7 protein-coding genes and 1 pseudogene are annotated in these 6,929 nt (G+C 71.7%); all 8 read right to left on the bottom strand.

Annotated elements, in window-relative coordinates:
• Nucleotides 1-340: 340 nt before the first annotated feature.
• Nucleotides 341-659, bottom strand: a pseudogene (locus tag FREUN1FDRAFT_RS42625) (protein translocase subunit SecD); the annotation flags it as partial.
• A 212-nt stretch (nucleotides 660-871) separates the two neighbouring features.
• Nucleotides 872-1,414, bottom strand: a complete 543-nt coding sequence (yajC, locus tag FREUN1FDRAFT_RS37310) for a preprotein translocase subunit YajC (RefSeq protein WP_006545618.1) — start codon at nucleotides 1,412-1,414, stop codon at nucleotides 872-874.
• Nucleotides 1,415-1,526: 112 nt separating this feature from the next.
• Complete coding sequence (gene ruvB / locus FREUN1FDRAFT_RS37305) at nucleotides 1,527-2,594, bottom strand: Holliday junction branch migration DNA helicase RuvB (protein WP_006545617.1); 1,068 nt, start codon at nucleotides 2,592-2,594, stop codon at nucleotides 1,527-1,529.
• Nucleotides 2,595-2,643: 49 nt separating this feature from the next.
• On the bottom strand, nucleotides 2,644-3,297 hold the full coding sequence (gene ruvA / locus FREUN1FDRAFT_RS37300) for a Holliday junction branch migration protein RuvA (protein ID WP_006545616.1): 654 nt from the start codon (nucleotides 3,295-3,297) through the stop codon (nucleotides 2,644-2,646).
• Nucleotides 3,298-3,334: 37 nt separating this feature from the next.
• Nucleotides 3,335-3,874 carry a crossover junction endodeoxyribonuclease RuvC gene (gene ruvC, locus FREUN1FDRAFT_RS37295; RefSeq protein ID WP_006545615.1) on the bottom strand — a complete coding sequence of 180 codons (540 nt, stop codon included), beginning with the start codon at nucleotides 3,872-3,874 and terminating at the stop codon, nucleotides 3,335-3,337.
• A gap of 86 nt (nucleotides 3,875-3,960) precedes the next feature.
• A complete protein-coding gene (locus FREUN1FDRAFT_RS37290) occupies nucleotides 3,961-4,716 on the bottom strand; it encodes a YebC/PmpR family DNA-binding transcriptional regulator (protein WP_006545614.1) in 756 nt (251 codons plus the stop codon).
• Nucleotides 4,713-5,324 carry a pyridoxal 5'-phosphate synthase glutaminase subunit PdxT gene (pdxT, locus tag FREUN1FDRAFT_RS37285; protein WP_006545613.1) on the bottom strand — a complete coding sequence of 204 codons (612 nt, stop codon included), beginning with the start codon at nucleotides 5,322-5,324 and terminating at the stop codon, nucleotides 4,713-4,715. Before pdxT ends, FREUN1FDRAFT_RS37290 begins: the two co-directional genes overlap by 4 nt.
• Nucleotides 5,321-6,280 carry a pyridoxal 5'-phosphate synthase lyase subunit PdxS gene (gene pdxS, locus FREUN1FDRAFT_RS37280; RefSeq protein WP_035957391.1) on the bottom strand — a complete coding sequence of 320 codons (960 nt, stop codon included), beginning with the start codon at nucleotides 6,278-6,280 and terminating at the stop codon, nucleotides 5,321-5,323. The genes pdxT and pdxS overlap by 4 nt, the downstream gene beginning before the upstream one ends.
• Nucleotides 6,281-6,929: the final 649 nt, after the last annotated feature.

Below are 6,929 nucleotides of genomic sequence, written 5' to 3'. Positions count from 1 at the left end.
AAAGTTGGAGATCATTCACTCGAGATCGAAATAGTGTGTGTGGGCGCGGTGTGAGCGCATTCGTATTCTGTGCAGGGAACGATCTTGAGTGGGTACCCTCTCCGGGTGCCTGGGACCGGGAACTGCGGTCGCAGCGCCACCCCGACGGCGATTATGCTGCGTCATGTGACTCCGGCTGGTTTCGGCTCCGGGGTTGTCTGGCTCCTGGGAGCTCGCGCGTAGCGCGAGCTCCATATGTCCCGTCGATGGTGGGTGACGCCTCGTGCCGGCGCGTTCTTGGCGGCCGTTGCTCTTTCCTCGCGGTGGTTCCTTGGTTCCGGGGAGCCCTTGGCGTTCGAGCGGCTGCCGCGGCCGGGCACCGAGATCTCGATGGTGCCGCCGGTGCGGCGCACCTCCGCCTCGGCGACACCGAGGCCGTCGACCCGGCTGCGGATGACGTCGACGGCCTTGTTCAGCGCCGAGTCGTCGATCGAGCCACCGGTCACCGACCGTGGCGTGAGGATGACACTCGTCCCGCCCTGGAGGTCAAGGCCGAGCTTGGGCGTCCAGGTGCCGGTGACAGCCATGAGGCCGAAGAGGATGGCGAGCAGAGCACCAAGTGCTCCGAGCCGGGCGCCGACGGAGATGCCTCCCGACGCTCGTGCCGAGCGACGTGCCAATGCCAGGTCCTTCCTCACACACCGTCACCGATCTCGGCGGCGCCCAACGATTCCGAACGAGTGTCACCGAGGGTACGTTCCAACAGGCCTGACGTAACACCACCCGCAGCCGACGGGCGCGTGACGGTCCCGGCAGCAAACACCACGGCAGCCCCACGACACCTACCGTCCCAGGGTCCCGCGGTTCCGGAGCCCCGGGAAACTGCCTCGGGTCAGAGCTCCTTGCGCGGCCCGCCGGGCCGGTCAGCCGCACCGTCCGCGCCCCCGGCGCGATCGCCGTCGCCGTCGCCGCCCGTGTCGTCACTTCCCGTAGCGGAACCGGATGACTTCGCGTCATGGTCCGCCGCCGTGGACCCGGTCTCGTCGGCGTCATGCGTCGTGGCCAGCGGGTTCGCGGAGGCGGTCGCGTCGTCACCGTGCTCGCCGTGCTCGCCGTCAGTGGCATCCGAGTCCGGCGTGCTGATCACCCGTGCCACGGCGTTGCGACTGAACCTGCACACGACATCCGGCGCGATCTCGAGCAGGATGTCGGCGCCGTCCTGCTCCACGACCGTGGCGTACAGGCCGGCGGTGGTCACGACGAGCGTGCCGGGAACGATCTGCGCGAGCTGCTGCTGCTGTGCCTTCGCGCGGCGCCGCTGGGTAGAGAAGAAGTAGACGATCAGCAGGACGATCAGCAGCGGGAAGATCAGTCCGCTGATGGAGCTGCCGCCGTCGTTGTCCGCCGCGGTCGTCATGGTCGCGAGTACCTGCACGTCCTACCCTCCTGAGTGTCGCGGCTGATCGTACGTAGGTGCACCGCGCGCACTGCGGGCAGGCCGCTGGTGCGATTCCCGGCGAAGCCGGACATCTCGAGTGGCAGTCCGTTCAGGCCTGGGGCGTGTCGTCGCCGGAGAGCGCCATTGACGCCTGTGACCTGCCAAGACCGTCAGCGAGCGGTTCCAGCCCGAGATGGGTGAACGCCGCCGGTGTGGCGACCCGGCCCCGTGCGGTACGCACCAGCAGGCCGGCTCGCAGGAGAAACGGCTCGGACACGTCCTCGACGGTCTCCGCCTCCTCCCCCACCGACACCGCGAGCGTGCCGAGGCCGACCGGACCCCCGCCGAAACGGCGCACGAGCGCGTCCAGCACCGCCCGGTCGAGCCGGTCCAGACCAAGCCCGTCGACGTCGTAGATCCGCAGCGCCGCCTGGGCGACCTCCCGGGAGACGACACCGTCGGCCCGGACCTCGGCGTAGTCGCGGACCCGGCGCAGCAACCGGTTGGCGATGCGGGGCGTGCCGCGGGAACGGCCGGCGACCTCAGCCGCGCCGTCGTCGGTCAGTCTGACGCCCAGCAGCCGGGCCGACCGGGCGAGGACCAGGGCCAGTTCGTCGGCCCCGTAGAAGTCCATGTGCGCGGTGAAGCCGAACCGGTCCCGCAGGGGCCCGGTGAGCAGGCCCGACCGGGTCGTGGCGCCGACCAGGGTGAACGGGGCGAGGTCCAGCGGGATCGCCGTCGCGCCCGGGCCCTTGCCGAGGACGACGTCAACCCGGAAATCCTCCATCGCCGCGTAGAGGAGCTCCTCCGCCGGCCGGGCGATGCGATGGATCTCGTCGAGGAACAGCACCTCACCCGGTGTCAGCGCGGTGAGGATCGCGACCAGGTCACCGGCCCGCTCGATCGCCGGCCCACTGGTCATCCGCAGCGGGACTCCCAGCTCCTCGGCGATGATCATGGCGAGGCTCGTCTTGCCCAGCCCCGGCGGACCCGAGAGCAGCACGTGGTCCGGCGGCCGCCCGCGGCCCTGGGCCCCCTCCAGCATGATGGAGAGCTGCTCACGCACCTTCCGCTGACCGACGAACTCGCTCAGCGTCCGCGGACGCAGGCCCGCCTCGAACGCCTTCTCCTCGGGCGTCGCCGCGGCGGAGACCAGGCCGCCGTCGTCCGCCGTCATGACGCCCCCCGGACAACCCACGCCGCCGCCCGCGCCCGGACCGGCGCCCTCATCGCGGCCGCAGTATCGCGAGGCTCGCGCGCAGCAGCGCGGCCGGGTCCACCGCATCGCCCGCATCGCCCGTGACGCCCGCGTCCGCGCCCGCCGCGACGCCCGCGGCGACGACGGCGTCCTGGGCCTCCCGCGCCGAGTAGCCGAGCCCGACCAGCGCGTCGCGAACCTGCTCGGCGGGGCCGCCAGGCCGAAGCTCGGCGACGGCGGCGGCTGCCACCGCGCCGCGTGGCGCCGGAACCGGCGCGCTGGGCGGACCGATCTTGTCCCGCAGGTCGAGGACGATGCGCTGGGCGCCCTTGCGGCCGATCCCGGGAACCTTGGTGAGCGCGGCCAGGTCCTCCGCCGCGACGGCCCGGCGCACCGCGTCCGGACTGTGCACGCCCAGCACGGCCTGGGCGAGCCTGGGCCCCACCCCGGCGGCACCCTGCAGGATCTCGAAGACGTCCCGCTCGTCGGCATCGGCGAAGCCGTAGAGCGTCAGCTCGGTCTCCCGGACGACCAGGGTCGTCGACAGCTTCGCGCGCTCACCGACCCGCAGCCGGGCCAGCGTCGCGGGCGTGCACCACACGAGGATTCCGACACCACCGACGTCCACCACCGCGGAGGTGGGCGAGAGCGCCTCGACGGTCCCGCTGATCGAGGCGATCACGACGCCGGTCCCGTCGGCGAGGTCGGAGCCGTCGCCGTCATGCCCGACTGCCCCGCGGGTCCGCCACCCGGACGCGCGGGTCCGCGGCGCGCATGCGAGCCAGCGCCGGCCCACGCCACAGATGACACAGCGCGAGCGCCAGAGCGTCCGCGGCATCGGCCGGCTTCGGCGCCTCCGCCAGGTCAAGAAGCCTGGTCACCATGAACCCCACCTGTGCCTTGTCGGCCCGCCCGCTGCCGGTCACCGCGGCCTTGACCTCGCTGGGCGTGTACAGGCCGATCGGCAGCCCACGGCGGGCTGCCGCCACGATCGCGACGGCGCCGGCCTGGGCCGTACCCATCACCGTGCGCACGTTCGCCTGGCTGAACACCTTCTCCACGGCCACCGCGTCCGGGCGCAGCCGGTCCAGCCACTCCTCCACGCCTTCGGAGACGGCCCGCAGCCGCTGCGCCACCTCGTCGGACGCCGGTGTACGCACCACGCCGACGTCGACCAGGCTGGCCCGTCGGCCCGGGCCACCGTCGACCACACCAATGCCACAGCGGGTCAGCCCAGGATCGACCCCGAGAACACGCAACGAGCCCTCCCGGCCACGTCCACGAACATCCGTTCGATCCTAGTGGCCGGGGCAACCCGGGACATCCGCGACACGCCGCGACGGGCTCAGCTCGACACGAGCTCCATCACGTCGTCCGAAATGTCCGCGTTGAACCAGACGTTCTGGACGTCGTCGAGGTCCTCCAGCGCTTCGACCAGCTTGAGGACCTTCCGGGCCGGTTCCTCGTCGAGCGACACGCTCACCGAGGGCAGCCAGGAGATGTCCGCCGAGGCGACCGCGAGGCCGGCGTCGCCCGCCGCCACCCGGACGGCGTGCAGATCGGTCGCCTCGGAGACGACCTCGAACGCCTCGCCGACGTCGTTGACCTCCTCCGCACCCGCGTCGAGCACCGCCAGCAGGACATCGTCCTCGGTCAGCTCGGCCGACTTGTCGATCAGCACGACGCCCTTGCGGTTGAACAGGTACGACACCGAGCCCGGGTCCGCCGGGGTGCCACCGTTACGGGTGATCGCCACCCGGACGTCGGACGCGGCCCGGTTGCGGTTGTCGGTGAGGCACTCGACGAGGACGGCGACCCCGTTCGGCCCGTAGGCCTCGTAGGTGACCGACTCGTAGTTCACCCCGCCGGCGAGCTCACCGGAGCCGCGCTTGATCGCCCGGTCGATGTTGTCGTTCGGCACCGACTGTGACTTCGCCTTGGCGATGGCGTCGGCGAGCGTCGGGTTGCCCGCCGGATCCCCACCGCCCGTCTTCGCCGCCACCTCGACGGTCTTGACCAGCTTGGCGAACAGCTTCCCGCGGCGGGCGTCGACGACCGCCTTCTTGTGCTTGGTGGTCGCCCACTTGGAGTGACCGCTCATGACCTGCCCCTCTTGAGCCCGAGCTCGGATCGCACGATCTGGACGAACAGCCGGTGCACCCGGATGTCCCCCGTCAGTTCAGGGTGGAACGACGTGGCCAGCAGGCACCCCTGCCGGACGGCGACCGGGCGGTCGCCCACCCGGGCCAGCACATCCACACCGTCCCCTGCCTTTTCTACCCAGGGCGCCCGGATGAAGACAGCATGCACCTGCGGCCCGTCGACGCCCTCCACCGTCAGGTCCGTCTCGAAGGACTCCACCTGACGGCCGAAGGCGTTGCGCCGCACGACCACATCGAGACCACCGATCAGTGGCTGATCCGGCCGACCATCGATCACGTCCCGGGCAAGCAGGATCATGCCAGCGCACGAACCGAAGACCGGCAGGCCCCCGGCCACGGCGGCCCGCAGCGGTTCGAGCAGCTCGAACACCCGCAGTAGCCGCCCGATCGTAGTGGACTCGCCACCGGGCAGGACCAGCCCGTCGAGCGACTCGAGCTCGGCGGCCCGGCGGACCTCACAGGCCTCGGCGCCAGCCCCGGCGAGAGCGCGCGCATGCTCCCGCACGTCGCCCTGCAACGCCAGGACACCGATCCGCGGGAGGCTCACCAGCCGCGGTCGGCGAAGCGCGCCTGCGGCGGGAGCTCACCGACGTTGATGCCGACCATCGCCTCACCCAGACCACGCGACACCTTGGCCAGCACGCCGGGGTCGTTGTACATCGTCGTGGCCTCGACGATCGCCCGCGCGCGCCGGGCCGGGTCACCGGACTTGAAGATGCCCGAACCGACGAAGACGCCGTCCGCGCCGAGCTGCATCATCAGCGCGGCGTCCGCCGGGGTGGCGATCCCACCGGCGGTGAACAGCACGACCGGCAGGTGACCGAGCCGGGCGACCTCGGTGACCAGCTCCACCGGAGCCCGCAGCTCCTTCGCCGCGGCGTAGAGCTCCTCCGGGGGCAGCGCCGACAACCGCGCGATCTCCGCCCGGATGGTACGCATGTGCACCACCGCATTGGAGACCTCGCCGGTGCCCGCCTCACCCTTCGAGCGGATCATCGCGGCGCCCTCCGAGATCCGCCGCAGCGCCTCCCCCAGGTTCGTGGCACCGCAGACGAAGGGAACCGTGAAAGCCCACTTGTCGATGTGGTGGTGCGGGTCGGCCGGGGTCAGCACCTCGGACTCGTCCACGTAGTCGACGCCCAGCGACTGGATGATCTGCGCCTCGACGAAGTGCCCGATCCGGGCCTTGGCCATCACCGGAATGGAGACCGCCCCGATGATCCCGGCGATCATGTCGGGATCACTCATCCGTGCGACGCCGCCCTGCGCGCGGATGTCGGCCGGCACCCGCTCCAGCGCCATCACCGCGACGGCGCCCGCGTCCTCCGCGATCCGGGCCTGCTCGGGGGTGACGACGTCCATGATGACGCCGCCCTTGAGCATCTCCGCCATTCCGCGCTTGACCCTGGCGGTGCCGGCGTGCCTCTCCCCGCCGCCCGGCGTGCCGGGGCCGGTCGGCGAGGTGCCCGCGGCTGGGGCGGTGGTGGTCGGGCCGTCGGACATCATGTGGTGTCTCTTTCGAATAGTGCGGACACGGGTTCTCCGGACGGCGCCCGCGGCGATGCCGACCGGCAGGTGACCGCCGGATGGATCCGGCGCCCCCTGATCCGGCGACGACCGACCACGGCCGGTGCCCCAGAGGAACCCTCGGCTACGGGCGGACCGCCGATGACATCAGGACCGCGCACAGCGGTGCGGACCGGACGAACGGATCGGCCGGCCGAGCACCGGGCCGCGCAGGGAGCTGACTCTCCGGCGGTCGTTCCGGGCTGGACGGACCCGCACATGGCGGGCCCGCACGTAATGGCTGCGAAACCATCGTACGGCCGGACCGTGCCGGTCCTACCCGGTCGCCGGCATCGGCGAGATCGACAGCGGCGGTGGCGGTCACCACATCGCCCACCAGATCGGATCTCGGGGACAAATCGTTCTTCGACGGACTTCGGAGTATCCTGCCCTGCTGCGACGAGGAGCACCCGGGAGAAACATGACAAACCCCTACGGCCCGCCGCCCCCAGGGCCATGGCCCGGGCCAGGCCCCGCACCCCAGGGCCCCGGGGCTCCCGGTGGATTCGGCGCTCCCCCGGCGGACCGCCCGGCTGGCCGGTACCGGGGACACCGGCGGCACCGGCGCCCACGGGTGGCGCCCCAC

The organism is Parafrankia sp. EUN1f, from assembly GCF_000177675.1.
GTDB lineage: Bacteria > Actinomycetota > Actinomycetes > Frankiales > Frankiaceae > Parafrankia.
The sequence above is the reverse complement of the archived record's forward strand: the minus strand, read 5'-3'. Positions and strand labels throughout refer to the sequence as shown.